At 69.6% G+C, this 19779-nt stretch carries 18 protein-coding genes; 8 read left to right on the top strand and 10 right to left on the bottom strand.

The genetic code is table 11. The annotated features are described in order from the left end of the window. Positions 1–157: 157 nt before the first annotated feature. Entirely contained in the window at positions 158–850 is a 693-nt protein-coding gene (locus ACY34M_RS07525; RefSeq protein ID WP_462716363.1) for a histidine phosphatase family protein, read from the bottom strand. After that, on the bottom strand, positions 847–2172 hold the full coding sequence (hemL, locus tag ACY34M_RS07520; RefSeq protein WP_462716364.1) for a glutamate-1-semialdehyde 2,1-aminomutase: 1326 nt from the start codon (positions 2170–2172) through the stop codon (positions 847–849). The genes ACY34M_RS07525 and hemL overlap by 4 nt, the downstream gene beginning before the upstream one ends. A gap of 206 nt (positions 2173–2378) precedes the next feature. On the opposite strand from hemL, the gene ACY34M_RS07515 reads away from it, so the two are divergent. Continuing rightward, on the top strand, positions 2379–2945 hold the full coding sequence (locus tag ACY34M_RS07515) for a hypothetical protein (RefSeq protein WP_462716365.1): 567 nt from the start codon (positions 2379–2381) through the stop codon (positions 2943–2945). Between the two features lie 117 nt (positions 2946–3062). After that, a complete protein-coding gene (locus ACY34M_RS07510; protein WP_462716366.1) occupies positions 3063–4277 on the top strand; it encodes a glycosyltransferase family 4 protein in 1215 nt (404 codons plus the stop codon). 98 nt (positions 4278–4375) lie between these two features. On the opposite strand, the gene ACY34M_RS07505 is transcribed toward ACY34M_RS07510, so the two are convergent. The 3 genes from ACY34M_RS07505 to ACY34M_RS07495 all read right to left on the bottom strand — a co-directional run bounded on the left by ACY34M_RS07505 (position 4376) and on the right by ACY34M_RS07495 (position 6827). Further along, the gene (locus ACY34M_RS07505) at positions 4376–5020 is read right to left on the bottom strand and encodes a CE1759 family FMN reductase (protein ID WP_462716367.1); all 645 of its coding nucleotides are present in this window, start codon (positions 5018–5020) and stop codon (positions 4376–4378) included. Further along, positions 5017–6108, bottom strand: coding sequence for an LLM class flavin-dependent oxidoreductase (locus ACY34M_RS07500; RefSeq protein WP_462716612.1), 1092 nt, complete (start codon positions 6106–6108; stop codon positions 5017–5019). Before ACY34M_RS07500 ends, ACY34M_RS07505 begins: the two co-directional genes overlap by 4 nt. Positions 6109–6173: 65 nt before the next feature. Next, a complete protein-coding gene (locus ACY34M_RS07495; protein WP_462716368.1) occupies positions 6174–6827 on the bottom strand; it encodes a TIGR03086 family metal-binding protein in 654 nt (217 codons plus the stop codon). 89 nt (positions 6828–6916) lie between these two features. On the opposite strand from ACY34M_RS07495, the gene ACY34M_RS07490 reads away from it, so the two are divergent. Continuing rightward, positions 6917–7720, top strand: coding sequence for a DUF6597 domain-containing transcriptional factor (locus tag ACY34M_RS07490; protein WP_462716369.1), 804 nt, complete (start codon positions 6917–6919; stop codon positions 7718–7720). Position 7721: 1 nt separating this feature from the next. Here ACY34M_RS07490 and ACY34M_RS07485 read toward each other — a convergent pair whose 3' ends face one another. Then, positions 7722–7907 (bottom strand): hypothetical protein, encoded by a 186-nt coding sequence (locus ACY34M_RS07485; protein WP_462716370.1) that lies wholly within the window; start codon positions 7905–7907, stop codon positions 7722–7724. Next, on the bottom strand, positions 7894–8664 hold the full coding sequence (locus ACY34M_RS07480; RefSeq protein ID WP_462716371.1) for an SDR family NAD(P)-dependent oxidoreductase: 771 nt from the start codon (positions 8662–8664) through the stop codon (positions 7894–7896). The genes ACY34M_RS07485 and ACY34M_RS07480 overlap by 14 nt, the downstream gene beginning before the upstream one ends. Before the next feature lie 203 nt (positions 8665–8867). Between ACY34M_RS07480 and ACY34M_RS07475 the strand changes: the two genes are divergently transcribed. Then, positions 8868–10493 (top strand): recombinase family protein, encoded by a 1626-nt coding sequence (locus ACY34M_RS07475; RefSeq protein WP_462716372.1) that lies wholly within the window; start codon positions 8868–8870, stop codon positions 10491–10493. Between the two features lie 68 nt (positions 10494–10561). Here the strand turns inward: ACY34M_RS07475 and ACY34M_RS07470 are convergent, their stop codons facing one another. Further along, positions 10562–11755, bottom strand: coding sequence for an RtcB family protein (locus ACY34M_RS07470; protein ID WP_462716373.1), 1194 nt, complete (start codon positions 11753–11755; stop codon positions 10562–10564). A gap of 201 nt (positions 11756–11956) precedes the next feature. On the opposite strand from ACY34M_RS07470, the gene ACY34M_RS07465 reads away from it, so the two are divergent. The 3 genes from ACY34M_RS07465 to ACY34M_RS07455 all read left to right on the top strand — a co-directional run bounded on the left by ACY34M_RS07465 (position 11957) and on the right by ACY34M_RS07455 (position 15304). Continuing rightward, the gene (locus ACY34M_RS07465) at positions 11957–12859 is read left to right on the top strand and encodes a DUF3558 domain-containing protein (protein WP_462716374.1); all 903 of its coding nucleotides are present in this window, start codon (positions 11957–11959) and stop codon (positions 12857–12859) included. A gap of 148 nt (positions 12860–13007) precedes the next feature. After that, positions 13008–13814: a DUF3558 family protein gene (locus tag ACY34M_RS07460; RefSeq protein ID WP_462716375.1), complete on the top strand. Its 807-nt coding sequence runs from the start codon at positions 13008–13010 to the stop codon at positions 13812–13814. Positions 13815–13975: 161 nt separating this feature from the next. Then, positions 13976–15304 (top strand): DUF2637 domain-containing protein, encoded by a 1329-nt coding sequence (locus ACY34M_RS07455; protein WP_462716376.1) that lies wholly within the window; start codon positions 13976–13978, stop codon positions 15302–15304. 57 nt (positions 15305–15361) lie between these two features. Here the strand turns inward: ACY34M_RS07455 and lysS are convergent, their stop codons facing one another. After that, on the bottom strand, positions 15362–17128 hold the full coding sequence (gene lysS / locus ACY34M_RS07450; RefSeq protein WP_462716377.1) for a lysine--tRNA ligase: 1767 nt from the start codon (positions 17126–17128) through the stop codon (positions 15362–15364). Between the two features lie 192 nt (positions 17129–17320). On the opposite strand from lysS, the gene argS reads away from it, so the two are divergent. Beyond that, positions 17321–19081, top strand: a complete 1761-nt coding sequence (gene argS, locus ACY34M_RS07445) for an arginine--tRNA ligase (RefSeq protein ID WP_462716378.1) — start codon at positions 17321–17323, stop codon at positions 19079–19081. A gap of 72 nt (positions 19082–19153) precedes the next feature. Here argS and ACY34M_RS07440 read toward each other — a convergent pair whose 3' ends face one another. Further along, a complete protein-coding gene (locus ACY34M_RS07440; RefSeq protein ID WP_462716379.1) occupies positions 19154–19747 on the bottom strand; it encodes a TetR/AcrR family transcriptional regulator in 594 nt (197 codons plus the stop codon). Positions 19748–19779 lie beyond the last annotated feature (32 nt).

The raw sequence follows: 19779 nt of genomic DNA, 5'->3' as shown, positions 1-19779 counted from the left end.
CCCAATCCTCACGCTGCCCCATTCACAGGGGCGCCCCTGAAGAGGGAGTGAGGAACACGCGGGTTCCGACTAAACGGTCCTGATTTGCGGTGGTTTGAAGGGGTAAGCGAAAGGCCGCCGAGTTGACGGCGGCCCTTCGCTGGAGTCGTGCCCCGGATCAGGCCCCGAAGGCCTTGTCCTTCCCCTTCACCGGCTTGGCGCCCGCCAGGAGATGAGCGGGCACGAGATCGCGGGCCGGCTCGGTGTACCCGACGGAAACGATCCTGTCGCCCCGGTACGTGAACGTGGTCAGCGAGGCGAGCGTGCACTGCCGCTTGCGCGGGTCGTGCCACAGCCGCCGCTTCTCCACGTAGCTGCGCACGATCCAGATGGGCAGCTGGTGGCTGACGCACACCGCCTCGTGCCCGCGCGCCGCGTCCTTCGCGGCGTCGAGCGCGCCCATCATCCGCACGACCTGGTCGATGTACGGCTCGCCCCAGGACGGCCTGAACGGGTTGACCAGGTGCTTCCAGTTGTCCGGGTTCTTCAGCGCGCCGTCGCCGACACCGAAGGTCTTGCCCTGGAAGACGTTGTCCGCCTCGATGAGCCGCTCGTCGCTGTCCAGGTCGAGGCCGTGCGCCTTCGCGATCGGCGTCGCCGTCTCCTGCGCCCGCTCCAGCGGGGACGCCACGACATGCGTGACATCACGGGTGGAGAGGTGCTCGGCGACCCGGTCGGCCATCTGCCGGCCGAGGTCGGAGAGGTGATAGTCGGGCAGCCGCCCGTACAGGATCCCCTCCGGGTTGTGCACCTCGCCGTGGCGCATCAGATGGACGACGGTGATGTCGTCGTTCGACTTCGGGGCGCTCATGCCGTGGCCTCCGCGGCGGCGCGGGCGGCGGCGGGAAGCGCGGCCGCGATGCGCTCGATCGCCCGCTCGTCGTGGGCCGTCGAGACGAACCAGGACTCGAAGGCCGACGGCGGCAGGTACACGCCCTGCTCCAGCATCGAGTGGAAGAACGGGCCGAAACGGAAGGCGTCCTGCCCCTTCGCGTCCTCGTAGTTCGTCACCTCGTTCTCCGTGAAGAACACGGTGAACATGTTGGTGGCGTTCTGCACGCGGTGCGCGACGCCCTCCTCGGTGAGCGCCTCCGAGACCAGCGAACGCAACTGCTCGCTCGTCGCGTTCACCTTCGCGTACGCGGCGTCGTCGAGCAGCCGCAGCTGGGCGACGCCCGCGGCGGTGGCGACCGGGTTACCGGACAGCGTGCCCGCCTGGTAGACGGGGCCCGCCGGGGCGAGGTACGCCATCACATCGGCGCGGCCACCGAACGCGGCGGCCGGGAAGCCACCGCCCATCACCTTGCCGAACGTGATCAGGTCGGGCACCACACCGTCGACGCCGAACCAGCCGGCCTTCGACGTACGGAAGCCGGTCATCACCTCGTCGGAGATGAACAGCGCGCCGTTCTCGGCGCACACGTCCTTGAGCCCCTGGTTGAAACCGGCCTTCGGCGGCACGACGCCCATGTTGCCGGGCGAGGCCTCCGTGATGACGCAGGCGATCTCGCCGGGGTGCGCGGCGAACGCGGCCCGCACGGCCTCGATGTCGTTGTACGGCAGCACGATCGTGTCGCCGGCCTGCGCGCCCGTGACACCCGGGGTGTCCGGCAGGCCCAGCGTGGCGACGCCGGAGCCCGCGGCGGCGAGCAGCGCGTCGACGTGCCCGTGGTAGCAGCCGGCGAACTTGACGACCTTCGCGCGGCCGGTGAAGCCGCGGGCCAGCCGGATCGCCGACATGGTCGCCTCGGTGCCGGACGACACGAGCCGCACCTGCTCGACCGGGTCGATCCGCCGCACGATCTCCTCGGCCAGCTCGACCTCGCCCGCGCCCGGAGTACCGAAGGAGGTGCCGCGCGAGACGGCCTCCCGCACGGCCGCCATGACCTCGGGGTGGGAATGGCCGAGGATCATCGGCCCCCACGAGCACACGAGGTCGACATACTCACGCCCGTCGGCATCGGTGAGATACGGACCGTTACCGGACACCATGAAACGGGGCGTTCCGCCCACCGCGCGAAATGCGCGCACGGGCGAGTTCACGCCACCGGGCGTCACCGCCTCCGCGCGGTCGAAAAGCCCCTGCGACGCGGGTGCCTCATAGGGATAGGGAGTGTTGTTCGCCTCTGCCATGCCTCTCAGCGTACGGCCCACACTCGCGCGCCCCAGCGCGTGGACCCGCGGGCCACCTAGACTCTGCCTCGCGCCACACCTCGCCGACACGTTTCGGCGGGGGACCGTGGGGGAGGTCACTGACACGATGATCGGGTTGCGCGTAGGCGGTCGCGCGGCCTACAACAGGGCTTGCGCGGCCCGGGGAACAGCAGTCGGGTGGAGATATGCATCGCGGTGGCGGCGGACTGGGCGAGGGGACCGGTGACCTGGGCCCCCGGCGTGCCCGGCGGGGGAAGCACCGGCGCGAAGAGGGCGTGGACGGCAGGGACGGGGACATCGGGAATGGTGGCCGGGTGGGGGTGACCTACAAATACTTCGGCGCGCCCGACGGCGCCACGGCAGCCCGCGTCCCGATCTCCATGCGCCCCGAGGAGCTCGGCGGTGACGAGCTGGGCATGGGCGGCATGTTCACCAAGATCAAGCCGGAGACGATGGCCGCGATGGTCCTCACCGGCATCGAAGGCATACCCCTGCACAAGGTCCCGCCCCTGGAGCTGGTGGTCCTCCACCCCGACTACGCGGTGGTCAAGCTCCCCATGACCGTCGTCGACCCGCTGCGCGGGGTCGGCGAGGAGTCCGTCGGCGCCGCGGCGTTCATCTGGTCCACGGTCCCCGACCGCGGCGGCCCGCGCGACGCGTTCAACGTGTACCAACTGCTGCACGAGTGGCAGGACTTCAGCCACCGCCTGCACGACGCGGGACATCAGGCGTACTGCCTGGTCTGGCCGTAGCCGCAGCCCACCCCTTCCGCCCCTGATCTCGTCGGATCGCCTGTTCGGTGGTCCACCGAAGGGCTTCTTACCGGGCTCACGCCCGGCCCGCGCGGCTGCCGGGGAAGTCATGCGCACATGAAGATCGCGTTCCTGCTGCACAACGCGTACGCCGTCGGTGGCACCGTGCGCACCACGCTCAACCTCGCCGCCGCGCTCGTCGAGCACGGCGGCCACGAGGTGGAGATCGTGTCGCTCTCCCGACACCGGGAGTCCCCACGGTTCCCCGTCGACCCGCGGATCGGCCTCGTCCCGCTGGTGGATCTGCGCGCCGGGACGCCCGACACGCGACAGCCCACGTACGACAGGCGGGCGCGGATCTTCCCGGCAGCCGACAAGCGCCACCGGCAGTACACGCTCCTGCACGACATCCGCGCCCGTGAATACCTGGAGGGGAGCTGCACGGCCGACGTCGTCATCGGGACCCGTCCCGGGCTCAACGTCTACCTCGCCCAGTGGGGCCCGCGGCGGGCGCTGCGGATCGCCCAGGAACACCTGCGGCACGACGCGCACAGCGCGAGCCTGCTCAAGACCGTCGCCCGGCACTACCGGGCGCTCGACGCCCTCGTCACGGTGACGGAGGAGGACGCGCAGGTCTACCGGGAACGGATGCGGCTGCCCGGCGTGCGGATCCTCAGCGTGCCGAACATCGTGCCGCCGGCCTCCGTACCGCCGTCGAACGGCACCACGAAGATCATCGCCGCGGCCGGGCGGCTCGCGCCCGGCAAGCGCTACGACCTGCTCCTTGAGGCGTTCACCGCGGTGTCGGCGCAGCATCCGGACTGGGAGCTGCGGATCTACGGCGGCGGCACCCAGGAGCCGCGCCTGCGGGCCCTCGTGGACGGGCTGGGGCTGCGGGGCAGGGCCCGGCTGATGGGGACGGTGTCGCCGATCGAGCCGGAGTTCGCGCGGGCGTCGATCGTGGCGAGCGCCTCCGACGCGGAGTCCTTCGGGATGACACTGGTCGAGGCGATGCGGTGCGGGGTGCCCGTCGTGTCCACGGATGCGCCGCTCGGGCCCGCGGAGATCATCACGGACGGGGTCGACGGGCGGCTCGTGCCGGTGGGGAACGCGAGCGCGCTCGCCGAATCGATCATGGACCTCATCGAGGACGAGCGGCTGCGCCGGGCGATGGGGGAGGCGGCGCTGCTCTCCGCGCACCGCTACGACCCGGAGCCGATCGTGGCCCGCTACGACGCCCTCTTCACGGACCTCCGCGCCTCCCACCGCAGACGCACCGGGCGCAAACTTGTCGCTCGCGCGGCGAACCGGGTGCGGCGCCTGGCCCGGTGAATCCGGCTTGATTCACCGAACCGGCGTGACGGCCTCGGCGCTCCGCCCCGGCCCCCGCTGCTCAAGCGCCGCAGGGGCTTGAAATACCGGCCCGCACCTCAGCCGACGCGGAGGGCTTCCAGGCGTTCCGCGAAGGGGGTGACCTCGAAGCCGTCGGTCGGGTCGACCGAGGTGACCGCTCCGTGGAGGGAGCGGGGGGCGATGGCCGCCGTCGTGTCCACGTCCACGTTCACCGACGGCGTCATGATGCGCGCCAGCTCACCGCCCGCACGGGCGATGCGCGCCGCGAGGCCCTCCTCGCCCCAGTCCTCCGACGCCGCGTACACGGCCGTCGGCAGGACCACGGCCCGCAGGTACGTGAACAGCGGACGCAGCGCGTGCTCGGTGACCAGGGAGTGCCGGGCGGTGCCGCCCGTCGCCCCGACGAGCACCGGCTTCCCGGTCAGCGCGTCCTTGTCGATCAGGTCGAAGAACGACTTGAACAGACCGCTGTACGACGCCGAGAACACCGGAGTGACCGCGATCAGGCCGTCCGCGGCCGCCACCGCGTCGAGCGCGGCGGCGAGCCGTGCGGGCGGGAACCCGGTGACGAAGTGCTGGGCGATCTCCGTGGCGTAGTCACGCAGCTCCAGCACCTCGACCTCGGCGTCCACGCGCTCCGTGGTCGCGGCGGCCAGCCGGTCCGCCAGGAGCCTGGTGGACGACGGGGCGCTCAGCCCCGCCGACACGACGACGAGCTTCATGCGCTCTTGACCTCCTCGTTCTTGGCGGCGACACGGGCGGCGTGGGTGGGCGCGTCCGGCACGTTCGCCGGCCGCTTGTTCGCGAACTCCTTGCGCAGCACCGGCACGACCTCCTCGCCCAGCAGGTCGAGCTGCTCCAGGACCGTCTTGAGCGGCAGCCCCGCGTGGTCCATGAGGAACAGCTGGCGCTGGTAGTCACCCACGTAGTCCCGGAAGGACAGCGTCCGCTCGATGACCTCCTGCGGCGAACCGACCGTCAGCGGCGTCTGCGAGGTGAACTCCTCCAGCGAGGGCCCGTGGCCGTACACCGGCGCGTTGTCGAAGTACGGACGGAACTCGCGCACCGCGTCCTGCGAGTTCTTGCGCATGAAGACCTGGCCGCCGAGGCCGACGATGGCCTGCTCCGGCGTGCCGTGCCCGTAGTGGGCGTAGCGCTGGCGGTACAGGTTCACCATCTGCTTGGTGTGGCTGGCGGGCCAGAAGATGTGGTTGTGGAAGAAGCCGTCGCCGTAGTACGCGGCCTGCTCGGCGATCTCCGGCGAGCGGATGGAGCCGTGCCAGACGAACGGCGCGACGCCGTCGAGCGGGCGCGGGGTCGAGGTGAAGGACTGGAGCGGCGTGCGGAACTTGCCCTTCCACGTCACGACGTCCTCGTCCCACAGGCGACGCAGCAGCGCGTAGTTCTCGATGGCGAGGTCGATGCCGTCGCGGATGTCCTTGCCGAACCACGGGTAGACCGGGCCGGTGTTGCCGCGGCCCATCATCAGGTCGACCCGGCCGTCCGCGACGTGCTGGAGCATCGCGAAGTCCTCGGCGATCTTCACCGGGTCGTTCGTCGTGATCAGCGTCGTCGACGTGGACAGGATCAGGTTCTCGGTGCGGGCCGCGATGTGGCCGAGCATCGTCGTCGGCGAGGACGGGACGAACGGCGGGTTGTGGTGCTCACCGGTGGCGAAGACGTCGAGACCGACCTCCTCCGCCTTCTCCGCGATGGCGAGCATCGCCTTGATGCGCTCGTGCTCGCTCGGCGCGCGTCCGGTCGTCGGGTCGACGGTGACGTCGCCGACGGTGAAGATCCCGAACTGCATTCTGCTCACCTTCCGCAGGTTGTTGATGCTTCAACTATACCTCCGGAACGGTGCGCCGCCGCGAGCTATTCCCCGGACCGGTCCCCGAATCGATCGGCGTGCGGATCCCGGCCCGTGGCGGCGAGCACGCGCGCGAACGGATCCGCCTCCGCGCCCACCGTCACCGGCGCCCCGAACGCCCCCATCTCCCGGCCCGTCGGCGCCAGCCGCTCCACCACCGCCGTGAGCTCCGCCACCACCACCGGATCGGCCACGTACTCCTGGCCCGTCGCACACGCCAGATCCCACGCGTGCGCGGTCAGATCCAGCAGCGCCATCCCGCCCACGAGCCGCGCGGGCATGCCCAGCGCCCCGGTCGTCCCCTCCTCCGCGCCGGGCGTGGACCAGGCCTCGACCAGCGCCTCCGCCTCCCGCGCGAACCGCTCCCGCCAGCCGGACCGCGCCACGTGGTCCGGCGGCGAGGAGAAGTCGGAGTCCTGCTTCACCGCGAGCTTCTGGAACTCGACGACCACGTGGAACAGGTGATTGGCCAGGGTCCTCACGTCGTACTCCGCGCACGGCGTGGGGGCGTCGAGGGTCTTGTCCTCGATCCCGGCGACGACGGGGACGGCACGGGAGACGGCCGCGGCGATCAGCGCCCCCAACGGCTTCGCGCCCTGCGTGCCCGGGTCCTGCGTATCCGTGTCCCTCTTGTTCGTGTCCTTCTTGTTCGTGTCCATACTCCGACGCTACGAGTAAAGGCCCCGCCCCCTCTTGAAGAAACACGACGCCACGGCCCGCTGTCGGTGCCCCGCCCTACGCTCTCCCCATGTCACCGGAGCGCCCCGACACCCGCGGGATCGTCGACCCGACCGCACTGCTCACCCGCGTGCGGCTGCGCCGGCACGAGCCCGCCGAGCCGCTGCGCCAGTACGTCGAGCACTACTGGTTCATCGACTGGGACCTGCCGGAGCCGTTCGTGTCGAACGTGCTGCCCCACCCGTCCGTACACCTCACCTTCCAGCAGGACGACATCGACCAGCCGCCGTACGGGGAGCTGACCGGCGTCGCCGCGCCCGGCCTCTACACGCGCAAGCTGCACGGGCGCGGGAAGGTGTGCGGGGCGAAGTTCCGGCCGGGCGCGTTCCGGCCGTTCGCCCCGCAGGCGCCGGTCTCCCGGTGGACGGGCCGGGTCCTGCCGTACGAGGAGGTCTTCCCGGCCACGGACCCCGCGGCCGTCCTCTCCCCCGCCGACGACAGCGACCGGATCGCCGCCCTCGACGCGTACCTGCTGCCGCTGGCCCCCGCCGAACCCGACCCGCAGGCCGAGCTCGCGACCGGCCTCGTCGACCGGATCCGGGCCGACCGCGGGGTGCGCCGCGTGGCCGACTTCGCGCGCGCCGAGGACATGACGGTGCGGTCGCTTCAGCGCCTCTTCCACGCGTACGTGGGCGTCAGCCCCAAGTGGTGCATCCTGCGCTTCCGCATCCACGAGGCCGTGGAAACCGCGGCGACGCGCGACGACATCGACTGGGCCACCCTCGCCGCCGACCTCGGCTACGCGGACCAGGCCCACCTCGTCCGCGACTTCACGGCGACGGTGGGGGTGCCACCGACGGCGTACGCCGGCTGAGCTAGTTGGCGTGCTTGATCGCGTAGATCATCACGAACGCGACGATGTGGATGCCGAACAGGAAGTACGCCAGGTACCACCACATGTACCGCTCGCCGCGCTTCTCCTCGGCGAGCCGCCGGTCGTCGTACTCCCGCTGAAGCTCGACGAGCGGATCGGGTGCGCCGGGGTGCTCAGGACTGCTCACGATGCACCTTGGTATTGGACGCCTGAGCCCGCGGCCGCACCACCAGCAGGTCGATGTTCACGTGCGGCGGCCGGGTCACAGCCCAGCTGATCGTGTCGGCGACGTCGTCCGCGGTCAGCGGCTCGGCGACGCCCTGGTACACCTTGGCGGCCTTCTCCTCGTCCCCGCCGAACCGGGTCAGCGCGAACTCGTCCGTCTTCACCATCCCCGGCGCGACCTCGATCACCCGCACCGGCGTCCCGACGATCTCCAGCCGCAGCGTCTCGGCGAGCACGTGCTCCCCATGCTTGGCGGCGACGTACCCGCCCCCGCCTTCATAGGTCCCATGCCCAGCGGTCGACGACAGAACGACAACAGTCCCGTCCCCACTCGCGGTGAGCGCGGGCAGCAGCGCCTGCGTGACATTGAGCGTGCCGATGACGTTCGTCTCGTACATCTGCCGCCACTGCTCCGGATCCCCGGTGGCGACGGGATCGGCCCCGAGCGCGCCGCCCGCGTTGTTCACGAGCACCCCGATGGTCTTGAACGCCGAAGCGAACTCGTCGACAGCGGCCCGGTCGGTCACGTCCAGCGCGTACGCGACGGCATCGTGCCCGGCCGCCGAGATCTCCTCGGCGACCGCCTCGATCCGGTCCTTGCGCCGAGCGGTCAGCACCACCCGATACCCGGCGGCCGCCAGCTGCCGAGCAGTAGCGGCACCAATACCGCTGCTCGCACCGGTGACAACGGCAATACGGGACGCGGGAGCGGGTGCCATGACCTGGGCCCTACCTTTCGGCGACGATCCACTGAACCAGGCCCAGGGTACGCGCGGCACTCACACGGGTGACGCCGCTCGATCGCCAGGACGGGACGGGAACGCGCTGGCTAGGTTCAGCCACGACAACCGAAAACAGAACGGCCCCCGGCGGGATTGCAGTCCCGACCGGAGGCCTGACCAAGAGGAAGGCAACACTTCCCATGGCTGAACGCGAGCCTAGTGCTCCGCCCACATCGACGTCGGCTCCCACCTACCCGACGAAGAGAATCACTCCGCATCCCTGGGCGCAGCGCGCTGTGGAGGATCTCCGCGGCACTCCCGCCGACGCCCCCTCACTGGACGACGCGCTGTCTCTCAGGGAAACGGGCCGTCGACTGGTCGTCGTCTACTGCAGGGTCTCCACGGACGCGCACAAGCGCGACGGGCATGCAGCACGAGATCAGGCAACCCACTGTGGCCGTATCGCCATCGCTCAGGGCCTAGTGATCGTTCATCGCTACATCGACAACCACAAGTCGGCCTCCAAACCGGGCATTTGGCGCCCCGACTTCGAGGAAATGCTCGAGGCTCTTCGATTGGGCGCCACCACTTCCGGATACCCCGTCGACGGCATCGTGTGTACGGCTGACGACCGGCTCTACCGAGACCCGCACACCTTCGAACGTTTTCGGGCCGCTTTCAGCGCCCACCCGGAGCGGATCTACGTTGATGCCCTGGGGCAACGCGACCTCTACGACGAGGCAATTGCCGCCCGAGCAGCGGAGGCTGCTCTCGCAGCGCGAGCGGAGAGCCTGAAGCAGCAACAACGGGCGCAGATGAACCACCGTGCCCGCGCCGAACGCGGCGAACCCATCAGCGTCCATCGCCCCTTCGGCTGGAACGAGGACAAGGTCACGCTGCATCCAGGCGAATCCGCCGTTGTACGACAGGGAGTCCGGGACCTGATCAACGGGAGCACGCTGAGCGCTGTCACGCGAGACTTCACCGCTTCCGGCTACCCGACCTCACTCGGCAATACGTGGCAACGACAGACGGTCAAACAGATCCTCAGAAACCCCCGAATCTGCGGTTACCGCACGCTTCGGGGAAAGTTGTTGGCGGACGACAGGGGCCTGCCCGTCATCGGCCAGTGGGAGCCCATCGTCTCGCCCGACGAGTGGCGCGCAGCCAGCGACAGACTCTCGGCGCAACGCCGTGCCGGAGGCTGGAACGGAAATGCCCCCGTTCCAAGCCCTCAGGGCAAGTATCTGCTCACGAGTCTTCTTCGGTGCGGAGCCGAGCTGCTCGATGGAAGTCAGTGCGGTGCCCAGATGCATGGGGCCCCCTACGGGGCGACCCATATCTATCGATGCCGGTCAGGCATGGACGGCGGCTGTGGTCGTACCAGCCGACAGGGAAGGGCTGTCGATCGACTCGTCACGGAATGGTCGATCCACAAAGCCCTCGAAGCCGGACTGCTCGGGGACAAGCCAGCAACCTGGCCGGGTGAGCACGATCTACAACTCGCTCGCCGACGACGAGCCGCACTCGAAGGGCAATGGCACTCACAGGAGATCACGGACACTCAGTACTTCACCCGGCTCCGCGCTCTTGAAGAAGACATCAAGCGCCTCGTGACCGCCTGCAACACATGGTGCACCCAATTGTCCATCCATCGACCACAAGCGCTTGGTGAACTCCCGTCAGCCTGGATGAACTTGCCTCACGCACAACAGCAGGAGCTGCTGCACAGCCTGCTCGCCGCCGTGGTGGTTCTGCCCGCGCTCAAGGGATCCCATCACTTCGACTCGTCGCGAATCGTGCCGGTCTGGCGGGACCGGCCGTAAGGCCTCCCGCAATCGCCGGGCTGTGTGCCGGGACCGCCCCTGCGGTCGGTCCCGGCGCACACCTACGGTCACCCCTTGACGCAGACCACCTGCTTCAGCTTGGCGACCACCTCGACAAGATCCCGCTGCTGATCGATGACCTGCTCGATCGGCTTGTACGCGCCCGGGATCTCGTCCACGACGCCGGAGTCCTTGCGGCACTCCACGCCCCGCGTCTGCTCCTCCAGGTCACGCATCGAGAAGCGCTTCTTCGCGGCGTTCCGGCTCATCTTCCGGCCCGCGCCGTGCGACGCGGAGTTGAAGGACGCCGCGTTGCCGAGGCCCTTCACGATGTACGAGCCCGTACCCATGGAGCCGGGGATGATCCCGTACTCGCCGGAGCCCGCGCGGATCGCCCCCTTGCGGGTCACCAGGAGATCCGTACCGTCGTACCGCTCTTCACTGATGTAGTTGTGGTGAGCACTGATTTCCGGCTCGAAGGTCGGCTTCGCCTTCTTGAACTCCTTGCGGACCACGTCCTTGAAGAGCGCCATCATGATCGTGCGGTTGTACTTGGCGTACTCCTGCGCCCAGAACAGGTCGTTGCGGTACGCCGCCATCTGCGGGGTCTCCGCGATGAACACGGCGAGGTCGCGGTCGACGAGGTTCTGGTTGTGCGACAGGCCCTGCGCGACACCGATGTGATGGTCCGCCAGCTCCTTGCCGATGTTGCGGGAGCCGGAGTGCAGCATGAGCCAGACCGAATCGGACATATCTACACAAAACTCCACAAAGTGGTTCCCCGAGCCGAGCGTTCCCATCTGCTTGATGGCCCGCCCCTCCCGGAACTTCACCGCATCGGCGACCCCGCCGAACCGGCCCCAGAAGTCGTCCCATCCCGCCGTGGCCAGCCCGTGCAGGCGGCTCGGGTCCACCGGGTCGTTGTGCATCCCCCGCCCCACCGGAATCGCCTGCTCGATCTTCGAGCGGAGGCGGGAGAGGTCGCCCGGGAGGTCGTTGGCCGTCAGGGACGTCTTGACCGCGCTCATTCCGCAGCCGATGTCGACGCCGACCGCCGCCGGGCAGACCGCGCCCTGCATCGCGATCACCGAGCCGACCGTGGCGCCCTTTCCGTAGTGGACGTCGGGCATGACGGCCAGGCCCTTGATCCAGGGAAGCGTCGCCACGTTCTGGAGCTGCTGCATCGCGGCGCCCTCGACCGTGGCCGGATCGGCCCACATGCGGATCGGGACCTTGGCGCCCGGAACCTCTACGTATGACATGAAATCCCCCGAGGATCGGATGAGTTGGTTAATCGGCTCTGAAACAAAGGAAATGGGTGTAGCGCAAATACCGGGCTCACGGTGGCAAATCGGATGCCGGACCGGCGTCCACGGCGGCGCGTGCGATACACATAGTGCGCATTGGCCGCCCTGTTGCGGCAACCGATTAACCAGGCGCAAGGCGCCGAGAGGAGCCTCAGGGTGCAGCGGAAGTCGTATGCGTTCGTGCCGGGTGTCGCCGCGCTCCTTGCGGCGCTGCTCGCCGGCTGCACCAGTGGTTCCGACGACGGCAGCGGGGCCGACGACTCCAAGCCCGGCGAACCGAGCGCGACCGCCTCGACCGCGGAGCCGGGCAAGTACCAGACGCTCCCCGAGCCGTGCGGCCAGCCGGATCAGGCCACGCTGGACGAGATGCTCCCCGGCGTCCGCAAGCTCCCGGACGCGGAGCAGCGGGAGAAGGCGTACGAGGGTGTGGCCACGGTCACGTACGACACGGACCGTCGGGTCGGATGCCGTTGGAAGGACGATTCGGCACGTAGCGGGATGCATCGGCTGAGTCTGGACTTCGAGCGGGTGGTGTCGTACGACTCGTCGGTGAGTGACGAGGACCGCGCGGCGGCGGTGTTCGCGGCGAAGGTGGACGCGGCGCATCTGCCGGACCCGTCGCCGTCCGTCGAGGATTCGGAGTCCGCGACGGCCTCGGGGTCCGCGTCCGCCTCTGGCGAGCCGTCGGAGGGCGCTGCCGGTTCTCCGGCCAAGTCCTCCACCAAGTCGTCCACCAAGCCCTCCTCCACGTCGTCCTCCGACTCCTCGTCCACGTCTCCGTCGAAGTCCCCGTCCACGTCCACGTCCGCGGAGGCGGATGATCTTCAGCCGCGGCTCCTCGAGGACCTCGGCGACGAGGCGTTCGTCGACGACGCGCTCGCGGGTCCGACGAGCGCTCGGCACCGCACGGTGATTGTGGCGTTCCGCACGTCGAACGTGGTGGTGACCGTCCGGTACGAGGTGCAGCCGGCGACCGTCTCGAAGGTGCCGGACAGCAAGGAAATGCAGGACACAGCGCGAAATCTGGCCGGAAGCCTGGTCGGCAAGTTCGGCGATTAGGGGCATTCGGGCACAGCCCGATGGCATGGTGAAGGCGAGACGCCTGCGTCGGCTTCGGCGTACGGTGACCCATCGGGCCCACTCGTGAAGGTCGAATGGTCGTCACGTGGCGGGACCGTGGCCCTGTCAGCGTCCTAGTGAAGGAACCATGCACCGTCCGACCAAGCGACTTACCCGCACCCTTGTCTGCGCGGCCGCCGTGCCGGCGGTTCTCGTCGTAGCCGGCTGCTCGTCCGGTTCCGGTTCCGACAGCGCGAAGGACGACTCGCAGGCGAAGGCCTCGGCCTCGACCTCGGGCGCCAAGGCGAAGAAGGTCGCGCCCGCGACGTACAAGCAGCTGCCGCAGGCGTGCTCGGCGTTCTCGAAGAGCACGCTGGGCGATCTGGTCCCGAAGGGCGAGAGCAAGGCCGGCGCCTCCGACGACGAGTCGACGCGCGCCAGCTGCTCCTGGTCCAGCCTGGACAACAACGGCGTGAAGGGCTCGCAGTTCCGCTGGCTCAACGTGTCGCTGGTCCGCTTCGACTCGGATGTGAACCGGGGCAGCGGCGACAAGCTGGCCGAGGCCTACTACGCGAAGCAGATCAAGGACGCCAAGGCGACCAAGGACGCGAAGGATCTCAAGACGGCGTCGGTGTCCAAGACGGGCGACGCGGCGACGCAGATCAGCTACGACCGCAAGTACAAGGACAAGAAGGACGAGGTCACGTCCAAGCAGCAGACGATCGTCTCGCGCGTGGACAACGTCGTGGTGACGGTCGACTACAACGGTTCGGGTCTGGCGGGCGAGGACGCCCCGACCGCGAGCTCGCTGTCGAAGGACGCGCAGAAGGCGGCGAAGGAGGCGGTGGCCAAGGTCATCGAGTCCGCGAAGGGCGGCGCCTCCTCGGACTCGTCCGGTTCCGCGAAGCCGTCGGCCTCGGCCTCGGAGTCCAAGGAGTCGAAGAAGGGCGCGTGAGCGCGGCCCTCTGAAACCCCTGGCCAGCCCCTGGCCGAAGCGCCTGTCGGAAGCCCGGTCCCCTCGGTGGGGCCGGGCTTCCGCATGTACCGGCCCGCGCCCCGTCGCATGCGTGTGCCACTCTGTTTGCCGCAACAGCCGGAACTTGGAGGGGAAGTGGAGTGGCCGCGCCACTGAAGCTGACACGGACGCACCGGATACTCGTGGGGGTGGTCGTCGCGGGTGCGGTGGTCATCGCCGCGATCGGCTTCGCCGGTTCGTACGCCGCTGTGCGGGAGTTGGCCCTGGAGAAGGGCTTCGGGAACTTCAGTTACGTCTTCCCGATCGGTATCGACGCCGGTATCTGTGTGCTGCTGGCGCTGGATCTGCTGCTGACGTGGATCAGGATCCCGTTCCCGCTGCTGCGGCAGACGGCGTGGCTGCTGACGGCGGCGACGATCGCCTTCAACGGCGCTGCGGCGTGGCCGGACCCGCTGGGCACCGGTATGCATGCGGTGATCCCGGTGCTGTTCGTGGTGGCCGTGGAGGCGGCCCGGCATGCGATCGGGCGGATCGCGGACATCACGGCGGACAAGCACATGGAGGGCGTGCGCATCACGCGCTGGCTGCTGTCCCCGGTGCCGACGTTCCTGTTGTGGCGGCGGATGAAGCTGTGGGAGCTGCGCTCGTACGACCAGGTGATCAAGCTGGAGCAGGAGCGGCTCGTGTATCAGGCGCGGCTGCGTTCGCGGTTCGGGCGGGCGTGGCGGCGGAAGGCTCCGGTGGAGTCGCTGATGCCGCTGAGGCTGGCGCGGTACGGGGTGCCGTTGGCGCAGACGGCGCCGGAGGGTCTTGCGGCGGCGGGGATCGAGCCGCAGTTGCTGCCGCCGCGTCCTGCGCCGGCGGCGGTCGAGGCGGCTCCCGCGGAGGCGGGTCCGGCCGAGGCGCCGAGCCAGTGGTTCGCCGAGCCGCGGCCGAAGGAGTACCGGGGCGATTACGACCCGACTTTCGATCCGACTTTCGATCCGGCCTTCGACCCGGCCTTGGAGTCGCCGCAGCAGATGCCGGTCCCGGCGCCGCGTGGTCCTGAGCCGGAGGCCCGGCCGCAGCCGCATCCGCAGCCGGAGCCCGGGCCGCAGCCGGATGCCCGGGTCCAGCCGCAGGCGTATGCACAGGCGCAGGCGCAGCCCCCGGCGCAGACACAGCCGCAGTTCCGGTCCGAGCCGCAGCCGGGGCCGGAGCCCGAGCCCGACTTCCCGGTGCCCACCGGGGCGGGCGGCACGCGTCCGCTGGGCGACGGCGTCCCGGAGGCCGGCCCCGCCGAGCCCTCGGACGACGAGCTCTATCAGGTGTTCCGCAGTTCGATAGACGGTGAGCTGCCGACGCCGCAGGCGTTCGCGACGAACGTGGAGGCGCAGTACGGGCACCGGATTTCGCGGGAGGACGCGGAGCGGTACCTGGGTCAGTTCGCGGTCCGCTTCGATCAGGACCTGATGGGCGACTACGCGTAGGCATGCGTGAGGGGCGGCACCGGATGCGATCCGGTGCCGCCCCTCATGTGTGTCCGGTTACGCGCCGAGCAGCTTGCGCACGCGGTCCGCGCCGACGGCGAGGAGCAGCGTGGGCAGTCGCGGCCCGGTGTCACGGCCGACGAGCAGGTGGTAGAGCAGCGCGAAGAACGAGCGCTGGGCGACCTTGATCTCGGCGGGGAGTTCCTTGGCGGTGGCGTCGGCGGGGAAGCCGGCCTGCACCTTCGGAACGCCGTACACGTGGTGGGTCAGACCGTCGAGCGACCAGTGCTCGTCCAGGCCCTCCAGGAGGAGGCGGATGGATTCGCGGCCCTGCTCGTCGAGCGCGGCGAGCGCCTCGGTGTCGGGCTCGGTGCGCACGATGGTGCGGGACTCGGCGGGTACGTACTTGGTGATCCAGGCCTCGGCCTTGTCGAGCCGGGGGCGGACGGTGTCCAGGTCGGTGACCGGGTTCGCCGGGTCCAGCTCGGAGAGGATCCGCTGGGTCTGCTCCTCGTCCCCTGCCGTCACGTCGGCGACGGACGCCAGCGTGCGGTACGGCAGCGGGCGCGGGGTGCGCGGGAGTTCGCGGCCCGCGACGCCGACGGCGCGGCTGTGGGCGGCGGCGTCGGCGGGCAGCACGGTGCCGTCGGCGACCTTCGCGTTCAGCTTGTCCCACTCGTCGTAGAGCCGCTGGATCTCCTGGTCGAAGGCGATCTTGAACGACTGGTTGGGGCGGCGGCGGGCGTACAGCCAGCGCAGCAGCTGCGGCTCCATGATCTGGAGCGCGTCGCCGGGGGTGGGGACGCCGCCCTTCGACGACGACATCTTGGCCATGCCGCTGATGCCGACGAAGGCGTACATCGGGCCGATGGGCTGCTTGCCGCCGAAGATGCCGACGATCTGGCCGCCGACCTGGAACGAGGAGCCCGGCGAGGAGTGGTCGACGCCGGAGGGCTCGAAGATGACGCCCTCGTAGGCCCAGCGCATCGGCCAGTCGACCTTCCAGACCAGCTTGCCGCGGTTGAACTCGCTGAGCCGGACCGTCTCGGTGAAGCCGTCGAGCGTGCAGGTGTAGGACAGCTCCGTCGTCTCGTCGTCGTAGGACGTGACGGTGGTGAGGTCCTTGCCGCACTCGCCGCAGAACGGCTTGTACGGGAAGTAGCCGGCGGAGCCGCTGGACCCGTCGTCCTCGGAGGCGGCACCGGAGCCCTCGGCGGCCTCCAGCTCGGCCTCGTCGACCGGCTTCTGGTTCTTCTGCTGCTGCTTCTTACCGGCCTTCGCCGGGTCCTTCTTGGTGCGGTACTGCTCGAGGATCGCGTCGATGTCGGCGCGGTGCTTCATCGCGTGCAGGATCTGCTCGCGGTAGGTACCGGCCTGGTACTGCTCGGTCTGGCTGATGCCGTCGAACTCGACGCCCATCTCGCCGAGCGCCTCGACCATGGCGGCCTTGAAGTGCTCCGCCCAGTTCGGGTACGCGGATCCGGCGGGGGCCGGGACCGAGGTCAGCGGCTTGCCGATGTGCTCGGCCCAGGACGGGTCCGTGCCGGGCACGCCGTTGGGGACCTTGCGGTAGCGGTCGTAGTCGTCCCAGGAGATGAGGTGCCGCACGGTGTACCCGCGGCGGCGGATCTCGTCGGCGACCAGGTGCGGGGTCATGACCTCGCGGAGGTTGCCGAGGTGGATCGGTCCTGACGGGGAGAGTCCGGAGGCGACGACGACCGGTTTGCCCGGGGCACGACGCTCGGACTCGGCGATGACATCGTCCGCGTATCGGGAAACCCAGTCCGCGTTCTCGGTGGGTTCCGCTCCGGTGCTCTGGGCCACGGTCGGCTCGTCCTTCTCTCCTGATTCGGGGTACGCGGGTGCTCTCCGCGCGCTGCCATTGTCCCAGCTCCTGCCTGCTGGGGAAAAACGCGTTATCAGTGGGGTGGGTACGCGCCGAAAAATCGCTTTGCGGCCCCGTGGGATACTGGCCGGGACTCAACCCAGCCCCGACCAGAACGGCAGCCCATACCCATGGCCCCGGTCCCGTCCATCACCGCTTCCGTCAACGCACGCCTCGCCGACGCCCTGACCTCCGCCCTGCCGGAGGCCGGCGGCGCGGACCCGTTGCTGCGACGTAGCGACCGGGCCGACTACCAGGCCAACGGGATCCTGGCCCTCGCCAAGAAGGCGAAGGCGAACCCGCGGGAGCTGGCCACGCAGGTCGTCGAGAAGATCACGAACGGCGGGCTGATCGCCGACGTCGAGGTCTCGGGCCCCGGCTTCCTGAACATCACGGTCACCGACAGGGCGATCGTCGACACGCTCGCGGCGCGCGCCGCCGACCCGGACCGCCTCGGCGTGCCGACGAAGGCCGAGCCGGGCGTCACGGTCATCGACTACGCGCAGCCGAACGTGGCGAAGGAGATGCACGTCGGCCACCTGCGGTCCGCCGTGATCGGTGACGCGCTGCGCGGCATGCTCGACTTCACGGGCGAGAAGACGATCGGCCGCCACCACATCGGTGACTGGGGCACGCAGTTCGGCATGCTCATCCAGTACGTGATCGAGCACCCGGACGAGCTGCCGGCGGCCGGTGCGGACGCCGACGGCGAGCAGGCCATGTCGACGCTGAACCGGATCTACAAGGCGTCGCGTGCGGTCTTCGACTCGGACGAGGAGTTCAAGGAGCGGGCCCGCAAGCGGGTCGTGGCGCTCCAGTCCGGTGACAAGGAGACCCTGGAGCTGTGGCAGCGGTTCGTCGACGAGTCGAAGGTCTACTTCTACTCGGTCTTCGAGAAGCTCGACATGGAGATCAGGGACGACGAGATCGTCGGTGAGTCGGCGTACAACGACGGGATGCCCGAGACGGCCCGCCTCCTGGAGGAGATGGGTGTCGCGGAGCGTTCCGAGGGCGCGCTCGTGGTCTTCTTCGACGACATCAAGGGCAAGGACGACCAGCCGGTACCGCTGATCGTGCAGAAGGCAGACGGCGGCTTCGGCTACGCGGCCTCCGACCTCACCGCGATCCGCAACCGCGTGCAGGACCTGGACGCCACGTCGCTCCTCTACGTCGTGGACGTGCGGCAGTCGCTGCACTTCAAGATGGTCTTCGAGACGGCGCGGCGGGCGGGCTGGCTGTCGGACGGCGTGACGGCGCACAACATGGCGTACGGCACGGTGCTCGGCGCGGACGGCAAGCCGTTCAAGACGCGTGCGGGCGAGACGGTGCGTCTGGAGGACCTGCTCGACGAGGCGGTGCAGCGTGCCGCGGAGGTCGTGCGGGAGAAGGCGCGGGACCTGACCGAGGACGAGATCCAGGAGCGGGCCGCGCAGGTCGGCATCGGGGCCGTGAAGTACGCGGACCTGTCGACGTCGGCGAACCGTGACTACAAGTTCGACCTGGACCAGATGGTGTCGCTGCACGGTGACACGTCGGTGTACCTCCAGTACGCGTACGCCCGTATCCAGTCGATCCTGCGCAAGGCGGGCGAGGCGAAGCCGGCCGCGCACGCCGAGCTGGAGCTGGCTCCGGCGGAGCGGGCGCTCGGCCTGCACCTGGACGCGTTCGGCGATCTCGTCTTCGAGGCGGCGGCGGAGTACGCGCCGCACAAGCTGGCGGCGTACCTGTACCAGCTGGCCTCGCTGTACACGTCGTTCTACGACAAGTGCCCGGTCCTGAAGGCGGATTCGGCGGAGCAGGTGGAGAACCGGCTGTTCCTGTGCGACCTGACGGCGCGGACGCTGCACCAGGGCATGGCGCTGCTCGGCATCCGCACGCCCGAAAAGCTCTGACCTGTCGTACGTGCGCCGCGGCCCGTCCTCCCTTGTGTGGGAGGGCGGGCCGCGGTGTGTTGTGGGTCCGGGTCAGGCCAGCTCGGGCCAGCCGCGCCGGAACCGGTCGAACGCGGCGGCCAGTGACTCGCGCGGGGCGGGGTCCATGGCGACGAGGTCGGGGAGTTCGAGGACGTAGCGGGCGAGGATCCGCAGTGACACGTCGTCCGCGGTCATGCCGTCCGTCTGCTCCGCGAGGACGGCGGCGAGGTCGTCCTCGCAGTCGACCCACAGCGTGCGGGCGTAGCGGCGCAGCGCGGGGGTGCCGACGACGAGGTCGAGCCTGCGCCGGAACTCGTTGTCGAGGTCGTCGGCGAACATGCCGCGTCCGGCCAGGAAGTCGTGCAGCGCGTCGAGGACGGGGACGCCGTCGGCGCGCTCGCGTACGGCGGCGGTGATCGATGCCCTGCGTTCCTCGCTGTCGCCGAGGATCAGCGCCTCCTTCCCGCCGGGGAAGTGGGCGAACAGCGTGGTCAGGGCGGTGTCGGCGGCGGCCGCGATCTCGGCGACCTTGACGTTGTCGTAGCCGCGTTCCAGGAAGAGCCGCAGGGCCGCGTCGGAGAGCGCCTTGCGGGTCGCGGCCTTCTTGCGCTCGCGGCGGCCCGGTGTCGCTTGCGTCTGCGTCATGGCTCCACGATACCCGCCGTCTCCTATTCACT

The organism is Streptomyces sp. EDA2-14 (assembly GCF_054963755.1).
Note: the sequence above shows the minus strand (reverse complement) of the source record. Positions and strands in the feature narration are given on the sequence as shown.